The sequence below is a fragment of the Sorangium aterium genome, from assembly GCF_028368935.1.
Taxonomy (GTDB): domain Bacteria; phylum Myxococcota_A; class Polyangia; order Polyangiales; family Polyangiaceae; genus Sorangium; species Sorangium atrum.
The window spans coordinates 341,833-366,169 of sequence record NZ_JAQNDK010000001.1; the positions used below are offsets into that span (position 1 = coordinate 341,833).

At 72.6% G+C, this 24,337-nt stretch carries 20 protein-coding genes; 5 read left to right on the forward strand and 15 right to left on the reverse strand.

Annotation, left to right across the window (positions count from 1 at the left end):
* Positions 1–165 precede the first annotated feature (165 nt).
* Genes POL72_RS01020 through nuoE form a run of 7 tightly spaced genes read right to left on the reverse strand, consistent with a single transcriptional unit; the run spans position 166 to position 9,037 of the window.
* Positions 166–1,692: an NADH-quinone oxidoreductase subunit N gene (locus POL72_RS01020; protein WP_272093009.1), complete on the reverse strand. Its 1,527-nt coding sequence runs from the start codon at positions 1,690–1,692 to the stop codon at positions 166–168.
* Positions 1,689–3,689 carry a complex I subunit 4 family protein gene (locus POL72_RS01025; protein WP_272093010.1) on the reverse strand — a complete coding sequence of 667 codons (2,001 nt, stop codon included), beginning with the start codon at positions 3,687–3,689 and terminating at the stop codon, positions 1,689–1,691. The genes POL72_RS01020 and POL72_RS01025 overlap by 4 nt, the downstream gene beginning before the upstream one ends.
* Positions 3,686–6,250, reverse strand: a complete 2,565-nt coding sequence (nuoL, locus tag POL72_RS01030) for an NADH-quinone oxidoreductase subunit L (RefSeq protein WP_272093011.1) — start codon at positions 6,248–6,250, stop codon at positions 3,686–3,688. The genes POL72_RS01025 and nuoL overlap by 4 nt, the downstream gene beginning before the upstream one ends.
* A 1-nt stretch (position 6,251) precedes the next feature.
* Entirely contained in the window at positions 6,252–6,563 is a 312-nt protein-coding gene (gene nuoK, locus POL72_RS01035; RefSeq protein ID WP_272093012.1) for an NADH-quinone oxidoreductase subunit NuoK, read from the reverse strand.
* Positions 6,563–7,201, reverse strand: coding sequence for an NADH-quinone oxidoreductase subunit J family protein (locus POL72_RS01040; protein ID WP_272093013.1), 639 nt, complete (start codon positions 7,199–7,201; stop codon positions 6,563–6,565). Before POL72_RS01040 ends, nuoK begins: the two co-directional genes overlap by 1 nt.
* Complete coding sequence (gene nuoF / locus POL72_RS01045; RefSeq protein WP_272093014.1) at positions 7,198–8,550, reverse strand: NADH-quinone oxidoreductase subunit NuoF; 1,353 nt, start codon at positions 8,548–8,550, stop codon at positions 7,198–7,200. The genes POL72_RS01040 and nuoF overlap by 4 nt, the downstream gene beginning before the upstream one ends.
* Positions 8,551–8,554: 4 nt before the next feature.
* The gene (gene nuoE, locus POL72_RS01050) at positions 8,555–9,037 is read right to left on the reverse strand and encodes an NADH-quinone oxidoreductase subunit NuoE (RefSeq protein WP_272093015.1); all 483 of its coding nucleotides are present in this window, start codon (positions 9,035–9,037) and stop codon (positions 8,555–8,557) included.
* A gap of 349 nt (positions 9,038–9,386) precedes the next feature.
* Between nuoE and POL72_RS01055 the strand changes: the two genes are divergently transcribed.
* From POL72_RS01055 to POL72_RS01065, 3 genes are all read left to right on the forward strand, one after another.
* Positions 9,387–9,680, forward strand: coding sequence for a hypothetical protein (locus tag POL72_RS01055; protein ID WP_272093016.1), 294 nt, complete (start codon positions 9,387–9,389; stop codon positions 9,678–9,680).
* 133 nt (positions 9,681–9,813) lie between these two features.
* Complete coding sequence (locus tag POL72_RS01060) at positions 9,814–11,247, forward strand: zinc ribbon domain-containing protein (RefSeq protein ID WP_272093017.1); 1,434 nt, start codon at positions 9,814–9,816, stop codon at positions 11,245–11,247.
* 93 nt (positions 11,248–11,340) lie between these two features.
* A complete protein-coding gene (locus POL72_RS01065; protein ID WP_272093018.1) occupies positions 11,341–11,724 on the forward strand; it encodes a DUF2752 domain-containing protein in 384 nt (127 codons plus the stop codon).
* Between the two features lie 161 nt (positions 11,725–11,885).
* On the opposite strand, the gene POL72_RS01070 is transcribed toward POL72_RS01065, so the two are convergent.
* Positions 11,886–12,452, reverse strand: a complete 567-nt coding sequence (locus POL72_RS01070; RefSeq protein WP_272093019.1) for a hemerythrin domain-containing protein — start codon at positions 12,450–12,452, stop codon at positions 11,886–11,888.
* Between the two features lie 159 nt (positions 12,453–12,611).
* Positions 12,612–13,676: a serine/threonine-protein kinase gene (locus POL72_RS01075; RefSeq protein ID WP_272093020.1), complete on the reverse strand. Its 1,065-nt coding sequence runs from the start codon at positions 13,674–13,676 to the stop codon at positions 12,612–12,614.
* Between the two features lie 308 nt (positions 13,677–13,984).
* Here POL72_RS01075 and POL72_RS01080 point away from each other — a divergent pair, with 308 nt between their 5' ends.
* The gene (locus tag POL72_RS01080; RefSeq protein ID WP_272093021.1) at positions 13,985–14,539 is read left to right on the forward strand and encodes a 3'-5' exonuclease; all 555 of its coding nucleotides are present in this window, start codon (positions 13,985–13,987) and stop codon (positions 14,537–14,539) included.
* A 28-nt stretch (positions 14,540–14,567) separates the two neighbouring features.
* Here POL72_RS01080 and POL72_RS01085 read toward each other — a convergent pair whose 3' ends face one another.
* The gene (locus tag POL72_RS01085; protein WP_272093022.1) at positions 14,568–17,057 is read right to left on the reverse strand and encodes a polyamine aminopropyltransferase; all 2,490 of its coding nucleotides are present in this window, start codon (positions 17,055–17,057) and stop codon (positions 14,568–14,570) included.
* 33 nt (positions 17,058–17,090) lie between these two features.
* Positions 17,091–19,034 carry an ImmA/IrrE family metallo-endopeptidase gene (locus tag POL72_RS01090; protein WP_272093024.1) on the reverse strand — a complete coding sequence of 648 codons (1,944 nt, stop codon included), beginning with the start codon at positions 19,032–19,034 and terminating at the stop codon, positions 17,091–17,093.
* A 136-nt stretch (positions 19,035–19,170) separates the two neighbouring features.
* Between POL72_RS01090 and POL72_RS01095 the strand changes: the two genes are divergently transcribed.
* On the forward strand, positions 19,171–19,863 hold the full coding sequence (locus tag POL72_RS01095; protein WP_272093025.1) for an HAD family hydrolase: 693 nt from the start codon (positions 19,171–19,173) through the stop codon (positions 19,861–19,863).
* 27 nt (positions 19,864–19,890) lie between these two features.
* On the opposite strand, the gene POL72_RS01100 is transcribed toward POL72_RS01095, so the two are convergent.
* From POL72_RS01100 to POL72_RS01115, 4 genes are all read right to left on the reverse strand, one after another.
* Positions 19,891–20,301: a hypothetical protein gene (locus POL72_RS01100; RefSeq protein WP_272093027.1), complete on the reverse strand. Its 411-nt coding sequence runs from the start codon at positions 20,299–20,301 to the stop codon at positions 19,891–19,893.
* Complete coding sequence (locus tag POL72_RS01105) at positions 20,294–21,283, reverse strand: endonuclease/exonuclease/phosphatase family protein (protein ID WP_272093028.1); 990 nt, start codon at positions 21,281–21,283, stop codon at positions 20,294–20,296. Before POL72_RS01105 ends, POL72_RS01100 begins: the two co-directional genes overlap by 8 nt.
* 170 nt (positions 21,284–21,453) lie before the next feature.
* On the reverse strand, positions 21,454–22,659 hold the full coding sequence (locus POL72_RS01110) for an AAA family ATPase (protein ID WP_272093029.1): 1,206 nt from the start codon (positions 22,657–22,659) through the stop codon (positions 21,454–21,456).
* Between the two features lie 745 nt (positions 22,660–23,404).
* On the reverse strand, positions 23,405–24,244 hold the full coding sequence (locus tag POL72_RS01115) for a helix-turn-helix domain-containing protein (RefSeq protein WP_272093031.1): 840 nt from the start codon (positions 24,242–24,244) through the stop codon (positions 23,405–23,407).
* Between the last annotated feature and the right edge of the window lie 93 nt (positions 24,245–24,337).

Sequence of the window (24,337 nt, forward strand, 5' to 3'; positions counted from 1 at the left end):
GTCTGAGCGGACTTGCCCACGTTCCACCGGCTTCGCCGGAGGAGCCCGGGCTCACGCGAGCTCGGTCCTCCGTGTGCCGCGCGACGAGCAGGGGCCCCGAGGGCCGGGCAGCTCGCCAAGGCGCCCCCCCACGGAAGCACCGACAGACGTGATCGAGGAGGAGGTCTAGCGAGAAGCGAGGACCGCGCGCACCGCGATCCCGAGCGAGGTCGTCGGCCAGATGCCGAGGACCATCACGAGCACCGCGGACACCACCAGGGCCGCGTTGACGTAGCCCGAGCGCATCGGCCGCGCGATCGGAGCGCCCGGGGCCGGCTCGCGCATGTACATGTACACGAGCACCCGCAGGTAGTAGTACGCCGACAGCACGCTGTTGAGCAGCAGCGCCACGGACAGCGTGTACAGCTCCGCGCCCATCGCCGCCTTGACGATGTAGAGCTTGCCGAAGAAGCCCGCCGTCGGCGGCACGCCGGCCAGCGACAGCAGGAAGAGCGAGAACGCGAGCGCCGCCACCGGGTGCCGCTTGCCGATCCCGGAGAGGTCCTCGTAGCTCACCGCCTCGGCCCCGCGGCTGCCGCAGAGGATGAGCGTCCCGAAGGCGCCGACCGTCGAGACCGTGTAGGCGAGCAGGTAGAACATCACGCTCGCCTGCGCGTCCTCGCTCGCCCGCACCGTCGCCGCCACGCCCACGAGCAGGTACCCGGCGTGCGCGATGCTCGAGTACGCGAGCATCCGCTTCACCGACTCCTGCCGGCCCGCGATGAGGTTCGCGACCGTCATCGTGAGCAGCGCCATCACCGCCACGGCCGGCGGCCAGCCCGCGGCCCACGACGAGAGCGCCGGGCTACCGAACGCCCCGAGCAGCACCCGCAGGAGCGTCGCGAACGCCGCGCCCTTCACGGCGACCGCCATGAACGTCGTTGCCGGCGTCGGGGCGCCCTCGTACGCGTCCGGCGTCCACATGTGGAACGGCACCGCGCTCACCTTGAACGCGAGCCCGACGAGCATCAGCGCCGCCCCGATGAGCAGCAGCGCCGGGTTCGGCGCCGCGGCCCCCTTCGCGCCCGCGATCGCCTCGCCGATCCCCGCGAGGTCGGTGTGCCCCGTCGCCCCGTAGATCAGCGCGCCGCCGTACAGCAGCAGCGCCGCCGCGAACGAGCCGAGCAGGAAGTACTTGATCGCCGCCTCGGTGCTCCTCGGCGACGTCCTGCGGAACCCGGTCAGCGCGTACGCCCCGAGCGACATCGTCTCCAGGCCGAGGAAGAGCGTCAGCAGATCCCCCGCGCCGGCGAGGATGATCGCCCCGATCGTCGAGAAGGTCAGCAGCGGGTAGAACTCCCCGCGATCGAGCCGGTGCTCCGGGAGGTAGCCCCCGGCGAGCAGCGCCGCGAGCGCGCCGCCCAGGCAGAGCACGAAGGAGAAGAACAGCGTGAACCGGTCCATGACCAGGTACGGGGCGAGCGAGTCGAACCCCTCCAGCGTCTCGGGGCCGACGAACCCGACAGCGCCCGAGAACACCGCCCCGGTGAGGAGCGTGATCGCGGTCCCGAGCGCCATGTCGGACGAGGGGCCGGAGCGGCGATCGTGCGACTCCTCGCGGCGGTGCGAGAACGCCTCCGCGAGCATCAGCAGCGCGCCGCCGAGCGAGACAACGATGAGCGGCGACACCGCGATGTACGGTCCGAGGATCATCGCGCCGCCTCCTCCGCGCGCGCCGCGAGCGCGCCGCCCGCCGCCCGATCGCGCCGAGCCTGCTCGTCTTCACCCGCCCCCGCCGCGCCCTGACCGGATCCCACCGAGGGCGCCCCCTTCAGGAAGGCGGGGGAGAACGTGTCCTCGGGCAGGAGCTTCGCGTTCCGTTCGTCCGCGAAGAGGATCGCCTGCCCGGAGACGACCTTGAACTGGTTGTAAGTAGACAGGACCGACTCCTTCATCCGATCGAGGAAGATCGCAGGGAACAGGCCGATCACGAAGATCATGAGGATCAGGGGCGCGAGCGCGAGACCCTCGCGGGGCGTCACGTCGGGCAGGTGCTTGTTCTTCGGGTTCGTGAGCGGCCCGAAGAACATCTTCTGCACGACGCTCAGCATGTAGACGGCGGCGAGGATGACGCCCGCCGCGGCGCCGATCGTGTGGATCCCGCTGAACGTCCCGAGGCGCTCGGACGCGTAGGTCCCCATGATGATCATGAACTCGCCGATGAACCCGTTCGTGCCGGGCACGCCCACGGAGGCGAACGTCACGATCAGGAAGAGCGTCGCGTAGGCGGGCATCACCTTGGCGAGGCCGCCGAACTCCGCGACCTCCCGGGTGTGGCGGCGGTCGTAGATCACGCCGACGAGGAGGAAGAGCGCGCCGGTGGAGACGCCGTGGTTCACCATCTGGAGCACCGCGCCCTGGATCCCGCTCGGCGTGACGCCGAAGAGCCCGAGCATCACGTAGCCCAGATGGGCGACCGACGAGTACGCCACGAGGCGCTTCACGTCGGACTGCTTCCAGGCGACCAGCGCGCCGTAGATCACCCCGCCGAGGATCGCGATGCCGGCCAGGTTGGCCGCGAGGCTGGAGGCCGGGCCGGGGAACAGGCCCATCGAGAAGCGCAGGTACGCGTACGTCCCGATCTTCAGCATCACCGCGGCCAGGATCACCGAGCCGCCGGTCGGCGCCTGCACGTGGGCGTCCGGCAGCCACGTGTGCACCGGCCACATCGGCACCTTGATGAAGAACGCGATCGAGAACGCCCAGAAGCAGAGCATCTGCGCGCCCCGGGGCAGCACGACGCGCGACAGCGCGAGGTAGTCGAACGTGTAGGCGCCCGTGAGCTTCTGGTTCGCCCACACGAGGTACACGATGCCCGCGAGCATCAGCATCGAGCCCGCCATCGTGTAGACGAAGAGCTTGATCGCCGCCTTGATCTTCTCGACGCCGCCCCAGATGCCGATCATCACGAACATCGGCACCAGCATCAGCTCCCAGAAGAGGAAGAACAGGAACAGGTCGAGCGCGACGAACGCGCCGAGCATCGCCCCCTGCAGGAACAGGAGGCAGAAGCAGAGCTCCTTGATCCGGCTCTTGATCGAGCCGAACGACGCGTACGCCGCGATGGGCGCGATGAACGTCGTCAGCAGGACGAGCCAGAGGCTGATGCCGTCGATGGCGACGTGCCACCGGATGCCCAGCGCCGGGATCCACTCCTTGATCGACTGGAAGTGCCAGCCCACGGTCATCGGCACGCTGAGCAGCCACAGCGACGCGAGGAGGCCCGCGCCGAGCACGGCCAGCGTGAAGCCCCGGAGCAGCGAGAGCAGCTGCCGCGGCATGAACAGCACCGCGGCGGCGCCCACGAACGGCAGCCCGATGAGCACGTTGAGCAGCGACGGCCACTCGTCGGTCGTACCCGCCGCTTCCGCCGCGGCGCCGGACGGCCAGAGCCACTGCACGAAGAGCACCGTGAGCGCCGCGATGAGCCCGAGGCCGACCCGCTGCCACAGGGTGTACCCCGCGGCGGCGTGGGCCTCGCCGTGCTCGTCGCCGCCGTGGTGGTCGTCACCATGGCCGTCGTGGTGATCGTCACCATGGCCGTCGTGGGCATCTTCGGCGCCCTGCCCGCCGCCCGGCGGGAGGATCGCCCCCACGACGCCGGCAGCGAGCGCCGGCCAGTACTGCGTTACGAGGTCGAGCACGCTCATTGCAGGCCTCTCGGCTTGATCAGGTCATGGATCTGCTCCGCCGGGGTCGCCCCCGGGGGCAGCGCGGGCACGTCCGGGCCCAGCAGGGTGGTCGGACCCGCGGGGGTCTTGCGGCTCGCCGGCCTGGAGAACGAGAAGGTCTCGGTCGCCTCGCGGTCGAACGCGTTCCGCACGCGGAGGACGACGTCCTTCGTCTCGCCGGGCTCGAGCTTCACCGTGACGTCGGTCGCCTCGGAGAACTCGCGCGCCGGCAGGCCGGGCGCCTCCCAGCGGTACCGGTAGCCGAGCCCCGGCGCCGCCGAGAGCCTCACCTCGCCGGACCGGCGCAGCTCAGCGTCGTCGACGTTCGCGTCCGCGTGCGGCTTGACGAGGAACCAGCCGACGCCGGCGAGGCCGACGACCATCGACGCGGCGTAGACCTGCACGCGGCCCGTCTGGAGCGCGCGCAGCACCGTGCCGAAGAACCCGACCAGCGCGGCCGAGAGCTTCGCGATGATGCCGTCGATGATCCACTTGTCGGCCATCGTGAAGATGTCGGCGATCGCGTCGACCATGCCGACCACCGTGGCGTTGTAGAGCTCGTCGATCCGCCACTTGTCGTAGATGAGCCGGTAGAGCCCAGGGACGCTCTCGGCGAAGCGCCGCTCGGGCTCGCCGCGCTTGTTCCAGTACACGAGCATCGCCAGGCCGATGCCGGTGAAGCACGCCGCGACGCCGGGCAGCATCATCGGGAAGAGCAGCCCCTCCACCCCCTCGCGCACCGTCACCGCCCGCTCCGTCAGCGAGAAGACCGGCTCGAGCAGGTGCGCGAGCGGCGCGAACGCGTGGTTGTGGGTGAGGTGCACGAGCGGCTCCGCCATGAGGAAGCCGGCGAAGACCGACAGCGCCCCGAGCACGATCAGCGGGATCGTCATCGGCAGCGGCGACTCGTACGGCTCCGGGCCCTCGAGCTTCTCGCCGTGCGCGTGCCCGTGGTGATCGTCGTGGTGGCCGTGCGGGTGCGGGTCCTTCCAGCCGCGCACGATCGTCCAGCCGCGGAACTCGCCGTGGAACGTCTGGAAGTACGCGCGGAACATGTAGAACGCGGTCATCGTCGCGGCCAGGATGCCGACCCAGTAGATCGCCGGGCCGAGCCACTCGGGCCACTGCCACACCGGCTGCCCGCGCGTCGAGACCGACTCGATCCGGCCGGAGAAGGCGCGCCACAGGATCTCGTCCTTCGACCAGAACCCGGCGAACCCGGGGAAGCCCGCGATCGAGAGGCACGCGAGGAGGAAGGTCCAGCGCGTCAGCGGCATGTAGTTCTTCAGGCCGCCCATGTTGCGCATGTCCTGGGACTGGTCGGTGTCGTGGATGCGGGCGTGCATCGCGTGGATCACCGAGCCGGCGCCGAGGAAGAGGCAGGCCTTGAAGAAGGCGTGCGTGAGCACGTGGAAGAAGCCGGCGGCGAACGCGCCGACGCCCACGCCGATGAACATGAACCCGAGCTGGCTCACCGTGGAGTAGGCGAGCACCTTCTTCAGGTCGTTCTGGAAGAGCCCGATCGAGGCCGCGAACAGCGCCGTGGCCACGCCGGTCACCGCGACGACCGCCATCGCGAACGGCGACAGCACGAACACCGCCGAGAGCCGCGCCACGAGGTAGACGCCCGCGGTCACCATCGTCGCGGCGTGGATCAGGGCGGAGACCGGCGTCGGGCCGGCCATCGCGTCGGGCAGCCAGACGTAGAGCGGGATCTGCGCGCTCTTGCCGGCGCAGCCGAGGAACAGCGCGAGCGCGGCCAGCGTCCCCGCGTAGACGAGCACCGGCTGCGACGGGACGAGGAAGCTCAGGAAGCCCGGCACGGTGTCGACCGACATGTTGCCGATCGGCCAGATCTTCACCGCGGAGAGCAGGTTGCCCGCGTTCGCCGCGATGCCGTCGAAGTTCAGCGTGCCCGTGTAGTAGGCGAGCATCGCCATCGCCACGAGGAGGCCGAAGTCGCCGATGCGGTTCACGACGAACGCCTTCTTGCCCGCGCTCGCGTTCTTGTCGTCCTTGAACCAGAACCCGATGAGCAGGTAGCTGCACATGCCGACGCCCTCCCATCCCACGAAGAGGACGGCGAGGTTGTCGCCCATGATCAGGACGAGCATCGAGAAGATGAACAGGTTCAGGTACGCGAAGAACCGGTAGTACCCCGGGTCCTCGCGCATGTACGCGGACGAGTAGAGGTGGATGAGGAAGCCGACGCCGGTGACGACGAGGATCATCGTCCCGCTCAGCCCGTCGACGCTGAAGGCGGCGTCGATCGCGATCGACTGGCCCATCCGGCCGGTGATCGAGAACCAGCGCCAGGCCGTCCAGGTGAGCTTGCCGCCTTCGTGCGGCAGCATCAGGAACGTCGTGACGGCCGCCAGGAAGGCGCCGCCGAGCGCGGCGAGCGCCATCAGCCGGACCGCGTCCTTGCCGAGCCGCTTGCCGAAGAGGCCGTTCACGAACGCGCCGAGCGCCGGCAGGCCGAGGATGACCGCGAGCAGCGCGAACTCGGACGCGGGGAATAAGACTCTCAGGGCTTCCACGCTAACTCCTCAGGAGATCGGCGTCGTCCGAGCGCATCGTCTTCCGGATGCGGTAGAACGCGAGCACGATCGCGAGACCGACTGCGGCTTCCGCCGCCGCGATGGCGATGACGAAGAAGGTGAAGATCTGCCCGGCGTGATCGTGCGGGTGCACGCGGTTGTACGCGACGAGCGTGAGGTTCACGGCGTTGAGCATCAGCTCGATGCTCATCAGGAGGACCAGGAGGTTCCTGCGCAGCAGGAAGCCGATCGACCCGATCACGAACAGCACCGCCGCGACGACGAGGTAGTACTCGATGGGGACGGAGATCATCAGTGCGGCTCCTTCGCCGACAGGGTGGCGTGCCCCGCGAGGGCGCCCGGCTGCGCGGCCCCCTGATCGCCCGGCTCCGGCGACGCGGTGTCCGGGCCTTCGCCGGCGGGCAGCAGCGTCGGGTCGACCTGCTTGCCGCGGGCGACGGCGACGGCGCCGATCACGGCGACGAGGAGCAGCGCGCCCGAGAGCTCGAACGGCACGATCCCCTTCGTGAAGAGCTCGTGCCCGAGCGCCTCGATGGTCCCGAGCGACTCGGGGGCGGCCGGGATGGCCGTGACCCCGGGCTTCGACGCGCTCGCGACCAGGGCGAGCGCGCCGATGCTGCTCGCCCCGAGGACGCCGGCGCCGACGTAGCGCGGCACCGCGGTGCGGGCGTCGCGCGGCGACGTCGCCGACGGGCCGAGGAGCATGATCACGAAGAGGAAGAGGATGACGATCGCGCCCGCGTACACGAGGATCTGGATCGCGGCGAGGAACTCCGCCGAGAGCATCAGGTAGAGCCCCGCGATGCCGACGATCGACGTGAGCAGGCCCATCGCGCCGCGGATCGGGTTCCTGGCCGCGACCGTGGCCAGGCCGCCGAGCAGGACGAGCAGCGACGCCAGCCCGAAGAAGGCGAACTCGAAGATTTTCACGGCGTGAGCACCCCTGTCGACGAGCGGCCCTTGGTCTGGATGTACGCCTCGAACTCCTTGCGGAACTTCCGGAGGAAGCCGAGCGCGGGCATCGCCGTGCCCTCGCCGAAGGCGCAGATGGTGTTGCCCATGATGTTGTCGGCGATCTCGTGCAGCCGATCGAGCTCCTCGAGCGTCCCCTCGCCGTGCACGATGCGATCGAGGATCCGGTGGATCCACGCGCTACCCTCGCGGCACGGCGTGCACTGGCCGCACGACTCGTGGCGGTAGAAGCGCATCAGGTTGTGCATCGCGAGGACGGGGCACGCCTTGTCGCTGAGCACGATGGCGCAGCAGGTCCCGAGCATCGTCCCGAGCGCGCGGAACGTGTCCACGCCGAGCGGCACGTCGAGCACGCTCTGGCCGTGCCACGGGTGGAGCGGCGACTTGTCGCTCGGCGCGTTGACGACCTCGTCGGCGCGCAGGATCGGGCACGACGAGCCGCCCGGGATGACCGCGAGGAGCTTCCCGTGCTTCACGCCGCCGCCGTACTCGTAGATGAGGTCGCGGAGCGTGACGCCGACGGCCGCCTCGAAGATCCCGGGGTTGTTCACGTGGCCGCTCACGCCGAAGAGCCGGCAGCCGCCGTCCTTCAGGTGGTGCAGCGAGGAGAGCTTCGAGAAGTTCTCCCCCCCGAGCTCGAGCGCCGTGGGCACGGCCGCGATCGTCTCCAGGTTGTTCACGGTCGTCGGCATCCCGAACGCGCCGAACTGGGCGGGGAACGGCGGCTTGAGCCGCGGCTCGCCGCGCTTGCCCTCGAGCGAGTTGAGCAGCGACGTCTCCTCGCCGCAGATGTAGGCGCCGGCGCCGGTGTGGACGTAGACCTCGACGGGGTAGTCGATCCCGAACGGGCGCTTGCCGAGGTAGCCCTTCGCGCGCGCCTCCTCGATGGCGCCCCAGAGCCGCGCCTTCGAGAGGTGCAGCTCGTCGCGCACGTAGATGTACGCGGCGTGGGCGCCGATCCCGAAGCACCCGATGATGCACCCCTCGACGACCGCGTGAGGGTTCTTCTCCATCAGGGTGCGGTCCTTGAAGGTCCCGGGCTCGCCCTCGTCCGCGTTGATGACGAGGTAGTGCGGCCGCTCGGGCTTCGGGGGCCACGGCATGAAGCTCCACTTCACGCCCATCGCGAAGCCCGCGCCGCCGCGGCCGCGGATGTTCGCCGCCTTCATCTCCTCGACGAGCGCCTCGCGCGTCATCCCGAGGGCGCGCTTCGCCTGCTGGTAGCCGCCGCCCTTCTCGTAGACGGCGAGCTTGTGGCCGTCGGGCGTGTCGTAGTTCTTGGTCAGATAGCGCGTCAGCCGGAGCATCTCGTCACCTCGTCAACCGATCGAGGATCGCGTCCACCTTCTCGAGCGTGAGGCCCTCGTGGTAGTCGCGATCGACCTGCATCATCGGGGCGGTGCCGCACGAGGCGAGGCACTCTGCGGTGCGCAGCGTGATCCTCCCGTCCTTCGTGGTCTCGCCGGCGTGGATCCCGAGCCGCTTCTCACAGTGGTGGAGCACCTGGTCCGCGCCGTTCAGCGCGCAGCTCAGCGTCCGGCACACCCAGACCTGGTGCTTGCCGACGGGCTCCTTGTTGAAGAGCGTGTAGAAGGTCGCGACCCCCTGGACGTGCGCCGCCGAGAGGCCGAGCTGCTCGGCGACCCAGCGGAGCACCCGCTCGGAGACCCACCCCTCTTGTTCCTGGCAGAGGTGGAGCACGGGGATGCACGCGGCCTGGCGGTTCGGGTAGCGCGCGAGGATCTTCTCGAGCTCGGTTCGCCGCTCGGCGGTCAGAGCAAATTGTTCGGTCATGTCGGCTGTTGGCACGGTCCGCTGGCTCCCTGGGCGCGCCGCGCTCGCGGCGTGCCCGCTTCCACATGCAGTCGGGACCCCGCAACGCGGGTCCCTTTCAACGAGGGTCCGCCCGGCAGACCGGGCGCTACCTCGTGCGCCTCCGATCTGGAGGCGCCTGCCGGAGGCGGACAGCCCCGCGCACCGGCGGCCGGGCATTCGGTTGTCCGTCGTACGGAGCCGTCCCGAGGCGCGGGCACGCTAGTGAGCGACGGTGGTCACTGTCAAGGCGCGCCGGGGGGAAACATAAAGCGGACCACACAAAGCCTGCCGCTGCCCAGAAACCGGACCGCTCCCCCCCGAGGTGCTCGTGCCCTCAATCGTGGCCGTGGCCGCGGACGTGGTCCTGGCCGTGGCCGTGGCCGCGGACGCGGACGCGGACGTGGACGTGGACGTGGACGTGGACGTGGACGTGGGCGCGGACGTGGGCGCGGACGTGGACGCGGTCGTGGTCGTGGTCGTGGTCGTGGTCGTGGTCGTGGACGTGGACGTAGACGCGGCCACCCGCCGGTCCCCGCCCCGCCAGCCCCCGCCCCGCCCCGCCCCCCTCCTGGAGCACGTGGCCACGCGGTACTCCCTGGGTTTTCTGACGAAGACCGCGTAGCCTGCGGAGAAGTCCGCAGCGTTCTTCGTCTTTCACTTGAGAACCGGAACGCGCTTCAACTACCCTCGGCGCCCATTACGACGCGCAGGGGCGCGGATATCCGTAGCAGCGAACCCCCCGCCGGAGGTGGTGCGTGTTCTGTCCGAATTGTGGGACGCAAAACTCGGAAACGGCGTCCACGTGCACGAAGTGCGGCTACAACCTGAAGAGCGCGGCCGCGCCGAAGTTCAAGGGCACCATGCTGATGAGTCAGCCGTCCTCCGGGGCGGGCGCGGCGGGTCCGCGCGCGCCGGGGGCGCCTCCGCCTCCGGCGCCTCCGGCCGGAGCGCCGCCGGGCATGGCCGCGATCCCGAGCCCGCCGCAGGGCCTCGCGGGCACGGTGGTCGGTGTCCCGCCGGCGGGGCTCGGCGCTTCGGCGGGGCCTCCCCCTGCCCCGCCGCCTCCCGGGATGGGCTACGGCTCGCCGCCCCCCGGCGGGCAGCAGCCGTCTGGCCCGGCCTTCGGCGGCGCGGCCGCGAGCCCGTCCGGCGGCTATGCGCCGTTCGGCCAGCAGCCCCAGGGCGTCAACCCGCTCGGCGGCACCATGGCGATCGACCAGCTGCCCGGATACGGCGCCCCGGGCCAGCCGCCCGGGGGCGCAGGCGCGCCGGCCGGCGCGTTTCCTCCGCCCGGCGGCTACGGGCAGCCCCCGCAGGGCGGCCCGGCCGGGAATCCTTTTGGACCGCCCCCGGGCCAGGACCCGATGGGCGGCCTCGGCGGCGCGCCTCCCGGCTACGGGCAGCCGCCCGGCTACGGGCAGCCACCCGGTTACGGGCAGCCGCCCGGCTACGGGCAGCCGCCTGGCGGCGCGCCTCCCGGCTACGGGCAGCCGCCCGGCGGCGCGCCTCCCGGCTACGGGCAGCCTCCGCAGCACGGCGCCAGCGGGTACGGTCCGCCTCCGGGCCAGGACCCGATGGGCGGCGGCTACGGCAGCCCTCCGGGCGGCGGCTACGGCAGCCCTCCGGGCGGCAGCTACGGCGGCCCTCCGGGCGGCGGCTACGGCGGCTCGCCGGCTGGCGGCTACGGCAGCCCTCCGGGCGGCGGCTACGGCGGCTCGCCCGGCGGCAGCTACGGCAGCCCTCCGGGCGTGAGCGATCCCGGCTATGGCGGGTCGCCCGGCGGCGCTCAGATGTCGGCGCCCGGCCAGTTCGGCCAGGCGGCCAGCAACCTGGGCGTGTACGGCGGCGGCGGCTCGATGGCCCCGGGCGCGAAGGGGGAGACCCGCAACCCGGTCACTGTGTGCGTGATCGGGATGGTCTGCTTCCTCTACGCCATCTGGCAGATGTGGGCGATGCTCAACGAGCTCCAGCAGGCGACGAAGGACCCCGAGTTCAAGCCCTGGTACCTCTTCATCCCGTTCCTCAACTACTACTTCCTCTGGGTGAAGGTGCCGGAGCAGGTGACCCGGGCCAAGCAGATGGCCGGCTCGCGCAACCAGCAGGCCGAGGGCATCGTGCTCTACGTCTTCCTCCCGCTCTACGCGCTCGCGAAGGACCTCAACGAGGTCTGGGACCCGAACGCCGGCTGATCCGCGCCGCGGTCCTCCGCCGTGTCGCCGTCCAGCTCGACCGAAGCCGGTCCGCCCGCTCCGTCGGCCCTGTCCCGATGGAGCGCCGCGCACGTGCGCGGCCGCGCCGCGCGACTAGGCACGGTGGCGGCGGTGCTCGGGATCCTCGTCGCGTGCGGCGCCCCGCTCTGCCCGTTCGCGATCGTCACCCGCCACCCCTGCCCCGGCTGCGGGCTCACGCGCGCGACGCTCGCCCTCGCGCAGGGCCACCTCGCGGACGCGCTGCGGCTCCACCCCCTCTCCCCGGTCATGGCGCCGCTCGTGATCGCCGCGCTCGCGTACAACGCGGCGATCTACGTGAAGGACGGCCGCATCGCGGCCGCCGAGGGGATGCAGGGCGCGTGGGTCACGCGGCTCGGCATCGCGCTCGCGATCCTGATGCTCACCGTCTGGATCGCGCGCTTCTTCGGCGCGTTCGGCGGCCCCGTCCCTGTGTAGAGCCAAGCCCGACCGCGTCGCCCCCATGCCGCGCAGAGCGGCGGTCACCCGCACAGGAGACGGGCCCAGATCGGCGTTTTCGGCGCGGAAGCGCACTCCGGTGCGCTGAGCACCGAAAACGTCGAGATGGGTCCGTATCCGAAGCGGGTGACCGCCGCTCTCTAGCAGCCGCGGACGCGGAGCGCTTCGCCCCTCCGCCGCGAGACGGGGCGCAGCGAGCGCACGGCGTGGGCGCCGCGCCGGGGCCAGCCGCGCTGCGAGCGCGCGAGCGGGGTGCCCGCGGGCACGCCGACGCGCAGCAGCACCTCGTAAGCGCGCTCCAGATCGCTGCCGATCACGTCGAGCTGCTCGTCCGTCAGGCCCCGCTTCGCCTTGGGGAACAGGATGTCCTCCTCCTCGTCGGCGTGGTGGGCGAAAATGTCCCGCAGGAGCCGGAGCCGCGCCTCGAAGCGCACATCGGTCACGCGCGTGCGCAGCAGGTTGTCCGCCGCGAAGCGCGCGAGGCCGTGCTTCTCGTACGCGTCGTGGAGCGGCTTCCTGTCGCCGGCCATCCGCTCGGCACACACCGGGTAGAGGTACGTCTCCTCGATGCGTACGTGCGCGTCGATCATCCGGGAGAGCTGCGCGACCATCGATGTCCGGAGGCCCGGGCTGGGCTCGGCGGCGATGCGCGCCATCAGGGCGCTGACTTCGAGATGCTGATGCTCCAAGAGATCGAGTGCGTCCATGGGGTTCCCCTCGCGTGAAGCTCACCGCCTCGCGCCGCCGCGCTTGAGCAGCGCGTGCACAGCCCCGGATCGCGGTGCCGGGCGGCGCGGTGCAGGCGGCACCGTCGTGGCAAGGAGCGGGCCGGCGCTGGGGCGCGCGGAGCGCGGGCGCTGCCTTGGCTACACCGGCACGCCGGCGAGGGCGTCGCGCATCGCCGAGGCGCTGGGGAAGCGGTGGTCGGGGTGCTTGGACAGGGCCCGCGAGAGCACCTCGTCGAGCACGCGCGGGACGTCACGGCGCTCCCGCCGGAGGGGCACGGGCGCGGACCGCACGATCGCGACGAGCACGTCGAGATCGCCCCGGCCCCGGAAGGGGAGCTTGCCCGAGAGCGCGTAGTAGATGAGCAGCGCGGCCGCGAACAGGTCGCTCCGCTCGGTGATCGCGCGGCTCCGCATCGCCTGCTCGGGCGACATGAAGAGCAGCGTGCCAACGAGCGACCCGGGGCTGTCCGGCGTCACGCCGTCGCCCGTGTCGACGCCGGGCTCGTGCGCGAAGCCGAGATCGATGAGCTTGACCGTCGTCGCGCCCTCCCCTGCCCCTGCGCCCCGCGCCCCGGGCACGAGCAGGATGTTGCCGGGCTGGAGGTCGCGGTGGACGACCTTCGCCGCGTGCATCGCCGCGAGCCCGGCGAGGATCTGATCCGCGAGGGCGAGCGCGCGGCCGATCGGCAAGGGGCCGCGCTGCCGGACCTCCTCGCTCAGCGTGACGCCGTCGAAGAGCGGCATCACGAAGAACGGCCGCCCGTCCTCGAGGCGCCCCTCGCCGAGCACGGGGCAGACGTTCGGGTGGTCGATGCGGCGGGCGAGCCGCACCTCGCGGGCGAACCGGCCCTCGATCCCGGAGTCCCCCGCGTGCACGCGCCGGAGCGCCTTGAGGGCGACCGGCTCCCCCGTCGCAACGCGGCGGGCCGCGTACACAGCGCCCATCCCCCCCTCGGCGATGAGCCGCTCGATGTGCAGTCCGTGCTCTGTACGACCGACGAGCGGGTCGACGGCCAGCCGCCCACACGCCGGGGCCCCCGTGGTGATCCCGCCTACCGCCCCGGCGCCACGCCCCGCCGGGAGCCCCTTCGGCGCCCCCCGCTCGCGGCCGGCGTGGCGGACGATCCCGGAACGAGGCAGCTGTCGCTCCTCGACCGGATCGCGGCCCGCGTCGGCAGGGTCAGGCAGCGCCTCAGCGATCATGGACCTCTCCCTGGCCGAACCGGAGGAGCAACGCAGTTGGGAGCCAGGATCCACGTAGAGAACCTCGTCAGAAATTACCTGACGAGTGTCCATGGACCAGGCCCGCCAAGCAAGCGGATTGGGTGCCTAAACGACCAACGACGTGTGGGTGCACCTCCGGCTTATGTCCCGTTTCTACTCAGTTTTTGCCCGGACGAAGCGAACCGCCCAAGGCGTTCCCGAACGGTCGGGAAAATCCTGAAGGAAATTGCGTCCCGATCCCCGTTACCTTCGCAGCGCACTCATCACTACATGCCGAGGACGACGACGTGGCGAAGCGTCTTGATCTCATTCTCGTGATCGACGTGGAATCGACCTGCTGGGAGGGCCACCCGCCGCCGGGCGAGGAGAACGAGATCATCGAGATCGGCGTGTGCCCGCTGGAGGTCGCCTCGTGCCGGCGCCGGGAGCGGCGCTCGATCCTGGTGCGCCCGGAGCGCTCGCGCGTGAGCCCGTTCTGTACGGCGCTCACGACGCTGACGCAGGCGGACGTCGACGCGGGCGTGTCGTTCAGGGACGCGTGCGCGACGCTCCGGAGCGAGCTCAAGGCGCAGGATCGCCTCTGGGCGAGCTACGGCGACTACGACCGGCGCATGTTCGAGCGGCAGTGCCAGTCGCGCGGCGTGCCGCTCCCGTTCGGGCCGAGCCACCTCAACGTGAAGAGCCTGTTCGCGGTGACGCACGCGCTGTCGCGCGAGGTGGGGATGGCCGAGGCCCTGGAGCGCGCCGGCCTGCCGCTCGCGGGCACGCACCACCGGGGCGTCGACGACGCTCACAACATCGCGGGCCTGCTCGCGCACCTCCTGCTGGCCGCGCGGCGGTGACGCCGGCGGCGCCGGCGGCGCCGGGCGCTCACGCGATCGGCGCCGCCTCGAGGGCCTCGGGCCGCGGCCCTGCGGCGTCCCGGGGCGGCGGATCGCTCGCGGCGGCGCCTCCGGAGGACGCCGCTCGCTCGTCGTCGCCCGCGGCGGTCGCCCCGGCCACGGCGGGCGGCACGGTCGCCGCGGCGAGGAGGTAAGCGAGGCCCGCGCCGAGCAGCAGGGCGCTGTAGCCGAGGTTCAGCGCGCACAGCGCCCCGAGGGCCATCCCGGTCGCGCCCGCGAGGGCGCAGAGCGCCCAGCACCACGGCAGCAGCGCCGGCGAGACCGAGTCCACGATCTTGACCCCGAGCGGCGCGAGCGAGCCCGCGAGCACGCCGAACGGAACGAGGATCGCGATGGCGAGGATCGCGCGCGGGAAGGCCCCGAGCCCGAGGCCCCACCGCGCGAGCGGCACGAGCCCCACCGCCGAGAGCGCCGCGGCCACGGCGAGCGCCTCCGCCACCCTCCCGGAGACCGCCGTCGCGGCGCCCGGGGACACCCGGGCGGTGAGGAAGCCGCCCACGCCGGCCGAGACAAGGAGGATCACGAGGACGGCGGGGAGCTCGTGCGCGGGCAGGTCGAGGAGGAGGAGACCATGCCGGAGCACGGCGAGCTCGACGAGCGCAAACCCCGCGCCGATCGCGGCGAAGAACGCGAGCGCTCTGGCGGGCGGCGCCGCCGCCGACGACGACGCGAGGGCCGCGGCGTCGTGCGGCGCGAGGCGCGCGCGCAGGCGGCGCGCGGCGAGCGCCGGGAGCAGCACGCCGAGCGCGAAGAGCGCCGCGCCGACGGCGAGCAGCAGCGCGAGCGCGAAGAGCGCCGTTTGCCCGGCGCGGAGGGCCCCGACGTCGCCGAGCACCGCGGGCAGGCGGCGCGCCGGGACGGTGTACGCGAAGAACGGCCTGTCGTCGGTGGGCGGCGTCAGATCGGCCTCCGCGGCCGCGCCCTCGGCGGCCGCGCCCTCGGCGCCGCGCGCGGCCACCGCGGAGGCCGAGGGCGCGGCCGCCGCGACGAGCAGGCTGCGGACCGGGGTCGCCGGGCGGTCGGGGGCGAGGACCTCCGAGAACTTGTGCTTGCGGCAGTGGCGGCGCAGGGCGTCGACGTCCTCGCGCGCGAGCGGCGTGCGCCGGGCGAGGAGCGCGGTCTTCTGCGCGGCGCTGCACGCGAAGAGGTGGTCCTTCGGCGCGGCGACGCCCGCGCGGCGCAGCGCCGCGGCCGCGAGGGAGAGCAGCCGATCGAAGTCCGCGTCCGCGCGGACCAGGACGAGCGTGCCCTCGGGCAGGAGGCGCGAGAAGAGGTCCCCGACGCCCTCGAGCGTGAGGAGCCGGCTCTCCGAGAGCGCGAGCGCGCCCGTCGTCGACGCCTCGACCGTGTCGGTCGACGGGATCACGATGTTCCTGAAGAGCAGCGGCGTGCGCCTGGCGAAGCTCCGCCCGTCGCTCACCACGAGGTGGACCTCGGGCTTGTCGAACAGGTTGCCGCTGAACGCGGCGTACTTCCCGCGCATCACCTCGAGGACGCCGCGGTCGCCCTCGACGGCGACAACGTCCTTCTGCCCGGCCTTGAGCGCGACGCGCACGTCGCGCCCGCCCCCGGCGCCGACGACGAGCGCGGGGCCCTGGTCCTTGTGCAGCGCGTACGCCATGTCCTCGGGCTGCGGCGGGGGCGTCGTCTTCGCGTCGAGGATCGGGCTCGCCGCGGCGCCGCCGAGCCGCATCAGCGCCGCGCCGGCCTTCGGTCGATCGACGGTGATCAGCGAGCGCTCGGTCCAGGCCTCGAGCTCGGTCCGGTCGGGCGACGCCCGGCGGATGCCGGCGAGCCGGAGCCACGGGGCGCCGACGTCGCCTGCGAGCAGCACGAAGGAGCCGAGCACGAACGTGGCGACGAGGCCGCCGGGCGCCCGCTCCTCGCCCTCGCAGCAGCGCGACCCGAGGTAGAAGAAGATGCCCGCCACGGCGAAGAAGATCGCCGCCGCGAGCGCGGCGCGGGGCGCGCCTGCGCGGAGCGCGCCGGCCGCGGCGAGCCCGCCGAGCGCGCCGCCGGCGAGATCGAGCAGGTAGAGCCGGGGCATCTCGCGCGCCGCGTGCCGGATCGCGGCCGCGAGCGCGAGGCCCGCGAGCGCGAACGGGACCGTGGAGGCCGCGTAGCACAGCGCGAGCCACGGGAGCGACCCCGGCGCGGGGACGGACAGGGGCTCGCGGTGCGCGAGCAGGATGACCGTGGCGAGGGTCGCGCCCGACGCGAGCGAGGCGAGGATCGCCATGCGGGCGAAGAGCGCCGGCGGGCGTGCGAGCGACGGGACGACGTAGAGCAGCGCGCCGCCCACGCCCGCGCCGACGAGCGACAGCGAGAGCGCGAGGAACGCGTGGGCCTCGCCGAACAGCGCCGCGTAGATCCGCGCGAGCGAGATCTCGAGCAGGACCGAGGCGCACGCGAGGGCTGCGACGCCGCTGAAGAGGCCGCTCCGCTGGGGGACCCGCATGGGCCCGCTCCTACCACAGCGCGAAGCGGCCTTTCACCTCTCTCGACCGAGCGGGGCGAGCGGCCACGGCGCGAGCAGCGGCACGGGGCCGCTCGGCCGGAACCCGGGCGCGCCGCCCGGCGCCTCCGCCGCGGCCCCCGCCGGAGGCGCCCCCCCGCCGCGCGGGGGGGGCCCGCCCAGGCGCGGGTCCGCCGCGCCGCTCTGTTGACCCGGCCGCGGCGCTGCCGCGCCGCTCTGGCGGATCGCGCGCGCGCACTCGTCGACGGTGAGGCGGCGCGGCCCGTACGCCGAGGCGTTGGCCGCGTCGGCGTCCATCAGCCGGGTCGGCGTGTCGATCCCGAAATCGTCCGGGTGCCCCGGCTCGTCGAGCAGCACGTGGCCGAGCTCGTGCGCCAGCGCGAACGACGCGCGATCCGCGCGCAGGCCGGCGCGATCCTCGATGATCGTGTTCCGGATCGCCCCGCCGTCGGCGAAGATGAACGACTCGCCGATCCGCCCGCCGCCGGCGAAGCTCGGGACCATCACGACGTCCACGGTCGCGGGGTCGCCGTCGTCGAACGCCTTGAGCAGCGCCCGCTCCTCGACCGTGCCGGCGATGGCGTCCGTGTCGCTGAAGTGCTGGAGGCCGTCGTCGAGATCCACGGCGCCGATGCACGCCGTGAGCGTCGCGTCGGTGCTCAGCGCGCCCGCCGCCGGCGGCTCGATGGTCGCGAGCGCGCCGCCCGGCCGCCGCACGAGCACGTCGGTGGTCCCGTAGGCGCCCGCGCCGATGGCCGGGTTGTCGGAGAGCCGCGCCGAGAACCCCGCCGCGCCGATCGCCGCGGCGACGGCCCGGGCCGCCGCGTCGGGGCGCGCGCGGGGCGCGATCGCCGCGGTCACCTCGTGGCCGTCGACGCGCACCCGGATCGCGCCGCCGCTGGCCGGCAGGCCGTGGTCGCAGCCGATCGCGAGCAGGTGCGGGCGCGGCGGATCGACGAAGGTGACGTCGAGCGCCTCGGGCGGGCCGAAGCTCACGCCGCACGCGCCCCAGAGGGCGTTCGCCCGCTCGACCTCCGCGCGCGCGATGGCGAGCGCGCCGGCGTCGTCCCCGCCCATCGGCGGCGGGCCGCCAGCGCGGGGGCGCACCATGACGATCCGGAGGCGCGCGCGCGTGCGCCCGAGCGGCCCGAGCGGCGAGGAGCGCGGGCCGGCGATGCGGATCATCTGGACCTTCGGCCCGCCGGGCAGGGCGACGACGAGCGCCCCGCCGACCTCGCCCTTCACGGAGCGATCGACGATCATCGGGTGGTTGCGATCGATGTCGTCCGCGACCGCCCGCAGGGGGCGCGTCGATCCGCACACGAGGCCCGGCGGCACGTCCTCCGGGCACCGCACGTGGCCGAGCGGCACGTCGGGCAGGCGATCGATCACCCCGCCCGACGGCGCGGCGGAGTGGATGTCGAGGGTGAGCGGCAGATCCTCGGGCGCGCCGATGACGAGCAGCCGGATCGCGTCGGGATCGTCGAGGTTCGCGAACGGATCGTCGCCGAGCCGGTCCGGCGGTGTCCGCTGAAGCGAGGCGTGGGAGCGCGCCATGTCGATGCGCCGCCCGGCGCCGTCGATCGCGCGCACCTCGAACGCGCTGATCGTCCGCGCCTCGCCGAAGAGCGCGATCTCGCTGCGCCCGGCGCGGACCGCCTGGATCTCGACCCGGCGGGCGCCCGCGGGGATCGCCGCGCCGGGCTTGACCGGGCTGCCGTCGACGAGGAGCCGCAGGCCCGCGGGGATCGCCGCGGGCGCCTGGCTCGCCCCGCGCGGCGCGCGCAGCGCGAGGAGCTCCGGGGCGGGCGGCACTCGAGGCTGCTCGCCGTCCGGCACGCCGTCGGCATCGTCGTCGTCCAGATCGACGGCGACCAGCGCGGGCTCGGCCGCTCGGGCGCTGGCCGGGCCGAGGAGCCCGCCGAGGAGGATCGCGAGTGCAGACAGCCGCCCATTCATGTCGTCATCGCCCTGCCCGCTCGCCCTCCCCGGCCAGTCTATCGCGACTCCGGCCGAGCGCAGCCGGCGCGGCGCGATGGGGCCGTCGGGAGCCCTCCGATGGCGGTGCGTCCCGCCCTGCGCCACGTGTCGCGCCATGGTCAGCGTCAGCGCCGTCATTTTCGGTGTCGACGGCACGATCCTCGACACCGTCGATCTGCACGCGGCCGCCTGGCAGCAGGCCTTCCGGCGGTTCGGCCGCGAGGTCCCGCGGGAGAAGCTGCGCAGCCAGGTCGGCAAGGGCGCGGACCAGCTGCTGCAGACGTTCCTCTCGCCCGAGGAGCTCGGCTGGATCGGCGCCGGCATCTCGTCGCTGCGCGACCAGATCTACGGGCGCGAGCTCCTCCCGGGCGCCCGGGCGTTCCCGTGTGTGCGCGAGCTGCTCCAGCGCGTCGCGCGCGACGGGCGCCGGATCGTGCTCGCCTCGCCGACGCCGCGCGGCGAGCTCGACGCGAGCGTCGCGCTCGCCCGGGTGGGCGATCTGGTCTCGTGGACGGTATCGGCCGACGACGCGGACAGATCGAAGCCGCGCCCCGACGTCCTCGAGGCCGCGCTCGATCGGCTCGGCAGCGTCGATCCTCGCGAGGTCGTGCTCGTCGGCGACGCGCCGTCGGACGCCGAGGCCGCGGCGAAGCTCGGCCTCCTCTCGGTGGGGCTCCTCTGCGGAGGCTTCCCCGAGATGGAGCTCCTCGAGGCCGGGTGCGCGGCGATCTACCTCGATCCGGAGGATCTCCTCGCGCGCTACGACGCGTCGCCGCTCGCGCCGCCGGGGGAGCGGCTCGCGGTCTAGCGACGGCGACGGTGGGTGCACAACGCCTCAGGCTGCGATGTCCTTCAGTGCGAGGAGGCGATGCTTCACATCCGGATGACGGAGGAAGCTGAGGATCTCCGTCTCGAGCGCGTCGAGGTTTTCACACTGGGGCTGCTGGCCGTCGAACAGGTCCAGGCTGACGGGGAAACCTTCGGCCGGAACGTAGACCCGGAGCAGCACAGTACGGAGGTCGGCTTTCGGGACGCGGACAACGAGGAGGAATTGCTGTCCCAAGTTCGCTCGATGCCCGGGCTCGATGCGCACCTCGATGGTGTCCGGCATCAACGACTCTTCGATGGCCGCCGCCATCGCCCGGAGCTCACGCAACACGTCGTGGTACGCCGGCGACACGACGCGCTCATCCTTGAGCACGCTCGCGACCTTCGTCCTCAATTCCTGCAATTTCTCGTCAGTCATCGGCCGTTCCTCCATTCATTCGAAATGTCGCGACGAGAGGGAAGTGATCCGAAGCGCCCGAGCCGCTGCCCGCGCCATAGGTCCATGGCAGCGGCCTCCGGTAGCCGCTGGACGTCGAGCTCGTGGTCGCGTCATCGGCGGCGTAAGCGACGCTGGACTCTCGGAGCGTGATGGGCCCGCCACGAAGGGCGTATCCGGAGACGAGGAGCTGATCGAAGAGGACAGGTGGCGACGCATTGAACGTCGTCCTCGGTCGCGATGCCACGTAGGCTTCGCCGCGTGCCTCGACCACCTCCCACCAGTCTGGCTCGGCGAGGAAACGCCAGGCTGTATTGTAGAGACAGGAGGCAGCTTCCCCGTCCCAGAGGCGCGGGTCGAAGTGACGCACGCTGCGGAGGCCAGCCTCGCCGAACGGCTCCTCGAACGGCTCGGCGTTGAAGTCGCCGAGGACGATCGCGCACCTATCGAGGCGCGAACGGGCCAGCTTGCCCCTGAGCGCTCGAGCCGTCTCGAGGCGCTCCTCAGCGGCATTGCTGGAGGCGTCGGTGACGCGGCTTCTCCAGTGGTTCACCACAAACAAGATCGACGCGCCGCCCTGGTCTTCCCTGAGCTGGCATCGCGCCATCAGCCAGCGCGGCATCGAGGTAACCCACGGGTGATAGGCCTCTTCGACGACGAGCCTGGTGAACGACCCCTCCCGCGCTAGCACCGCAAGACCTGTCCACCGGCCGTCCCCAGAGCGCTCGAAGAGCTTGAGGTACCGGTGACGCAACCGTTGCACCAGGAGATCGAGGATGCGCTGCGTATGGATCTCGGCGAGCCCGACGAGATCCGGCCCGGCGCCTGCAAAGAGACCGTCGAGGCTCCGCGCGATGACGTCGAGCTTGGCGAGCAGCTCTGGCTCGTCCGTGGGCCCGTATTTCGAGGTCCCCGGCTCGAAGAGGTTCTGGACGTTCCAGAAGGCAACGCGCAGGTCGGCCATGACGGGCCGATCCTGAACGCCCGCAACGAGCGGCGCACCCACAATCGCGACGACCGCCTGCGGCGCAAGGGGGGCGGCTACCGGGAGTACTCCGACATCAGCACGCTAGCGCCGGCGCGGGAGTCAGCGGGCGTCCGGCTCGACGTCGCCCGCCGCACGGCGGAGCGCGCTCACCCTTGGGCGGCGCCGAGGCGCTCCCAGAGCGCCCTCCGCCGCGGCTCGTCGATGGACGACGCGGCGGTCGAGCCGTCGCGGCGCTCCACCGAGTAGACGGCGTCGGGCGGCAGGAGGTCGAGGAGCGCGGGGCTCTCGGTCGTGAGCAGGAGCTGGCGCTGGGCGGACGCGCCGCGCAGGTATTCGAGGAGCGCAGGGAGCGCGGCGCGATCGACGCCCGCGTCCGGGTGCTCGAAGCCCGCGAACACGAGCGGGGGCTCCTGCGAGAGCGCCGTGACCATGGCGGCGAGCCGCAGCGTGGCGTCCGGCTCGTCCGCGGCGGCCCGCCAGCGCTCGCGCCCGTCGCCGTCGACGCCGTGGCGCAGCTCCGGGACCAGGTACCCGCCGGACGAGGACGCGCGGGCGCCGTCGACGTCGCCGATCACCTGGGACAGCCCCGCGAGGAACTGCTCCTGCCATCGCTCCTTCGCGAGCGCGCGGAGGACCGAGCCCCAGTTGTCGCCGCTCGCCTTGAGGCGCCGGGAAGCGCTGAGCTTCTGGGGCGAGCGCAGCGTGCGCGGCGCGAGGGAGTAGAGGACCGCCCGGCGCAGCTCGTCGAGCATCGGGGTGAGCGGTCCATCGGAGAGCAGCGGCAGGACGAGCTTCGTGCCGCTCACGGCGATCGGGGCGACGCCGCGGTACGCGAGCGTGCCGCTGCGCCCCTTGTCCTTGCGCGAGAACCCCTTCGGGCTGCCCTTCAGCCGGTCGAAGGAGACCTCGGGCGCGTCGCTGCCGGCGTCGAAGACCTCGCGCAGCCCCGGCTTGACGAGCCGCGTGAGCGCGCTGCGCTGCCACCACGCGGCCGTCTCGCTCTTGACGCGCGCCTCGCCCTCCCGCTCTCCCGGCGCGAGCTGCACGAGCCAGAACCCGTGGCCCTCGGTCCTGGAGACCGCGACCCCGAGCGTGGTGAGCGCGCCGTCGCCGCGAGCGCCCGCCAGCGCGCCGCCGCGCCGGTTCGCCGCCGCCAGATCGAACGCCCCGTTGGCGCACTCGGCGAGGAACCGCACCGCGTCGAGCAGGCAGCCCTTCCCCGAGCCGGGCGGACCGACGAGCGCGGTCAGCGACCCGAGCGTGAGCTCGAGCCCGGGCCCGACGCTGCCGTAGTTGCTGACGTAGACGTGGGTGATCATCGCGGCGCGGAGCCTCGGTTCGAGGACGTCCACCCCCCTGCCCGCGCTGGGAGACCGCTGGCCAGGCGCGCCGGGGAGACCTTCCGGGACGCGGGAGAGACCTTCCGGAACGATGGAGAGACCTTCCGGAACGATGGAGAGACCTTCCGGAACGATGGAGAGACCTTCCGGGGCGTTAGAGAGACCCTCCGGGACGCGAGAGAAACGTTCCGGGTGGCCAGAGAGACCCTCCGGGGCGCGGGAGAAACGTTCCGGGTGGCCAGAGAGACCCTCCGGGACGCTCGAACGACCTCCGGGGACCCAAGAACGACCTCCAGGGACACGCCGCCGCGCTCCCGGGGTGCGCCGCGCCGCGCTTCCGGGACATGGCTCCACGCTTTCGGGACATGGCGCCGAGCTCCAGGGACGTCACGTCGAGCTCCAGGGACGTCACGTCGGGCTCCCGGGACACCCGGACGGCGTGGGAGAGGTCCCTGGAACGCTACGTCCTTCGCGCCACGGAGAGAGCCTCCCGTCCGGGCAGGCCATCGCCCGTCATGGGCCGGCGATACGCGGCCCTCGGTCTCGGTACGGTCCTGAAAATCTCCGATGCGCCCCACCCGACGAGGATCATCGAACGCCTCACCAGCGATGTCCGCAACAAGATCCTTGCGGAAGGAGCACCGCCCCGCGATGCGAGGCGATCACCCCCGCAGGATCGTAAGGCCCGGCACGTAATCGCGCCGGCGCCTCACGATCCGCGCGCTCGCACCGAGCGCCCTGGAGCCCCTTGGAGCGTTCACCCGAGGCCTCCGCCTGAGCCGCTGCTCTCGCTCGTCGAGCGTCGCCTCATGAACGCCACCGGCGAGAGCCCCGCGAGCTCACGGAACTCCCTGACCAGGTGCGGCTGATCGCAGTACCCGCTCGCAAGGGCGAGCTCCGACCACGACCCGCGGGCGACCTGCGCGTTCGAGACGACGCGCTGGAAGCGGGCGATGCGCGCGTACTGCTTCGGCGAGACGCCGACGGTCGCAACGAAGGCGCGCCGCAGGTTCCGCGGGCTGACGTGGAGCGCGCTCGCCGTCTCTTCCACGGTGACCCCTCCGAGCGAGAGCTTCCGGAGCGCGGCGCGCGCGACGGCCGCCGACGCGGGCTCGAACACGTCGGGACCGAGCATGCGGCCCTCGAGGGCGCGCTCGATCGCCTCCAGGCGAGCTCGCGCGGGGTCCAGCGTGACGCCGGTCCCGACCGCCACCAGCTGCTCGAGCAGAGCGTCGGCGCCTCGGCCCCAGAGATCGCGCGCAGGGACGATGCGATCGACGAGCTCGTCCATCGGCACACCGAAGAAGGGGTACGCGCCGCCGGGTCGAAAGATCACCTGCACCGCGAGCAGGAAGCGCGGCACGCGCTTGTACACGGCGCGCGTCTTGGGCCCGAGGACGACGAGGTCGGCGCGGTCCGCGTCGAGCAGGCGAAAGACCAGCGACGTCGTGCCGTCGGGCAGCAGGTCGAGGTTCGTGATCGGCGGCGCGCTGGCGCGGACGGCGACGACGAAATTGCGGAGCACGCGCGACGCCGGCCCGCCGACCTCCGGGCGCGGGGCGCGGGGCGTGCTGCTCTGTTCGATCGATCCCAGCACGACGCGATCGTGCGCTCGCCCCCGGCCGCCATCAACCCACCCGGCCCCGTCCCGGCCGTTTCCTCCAAGATTGAACGCCGGCACGGGCGCAGC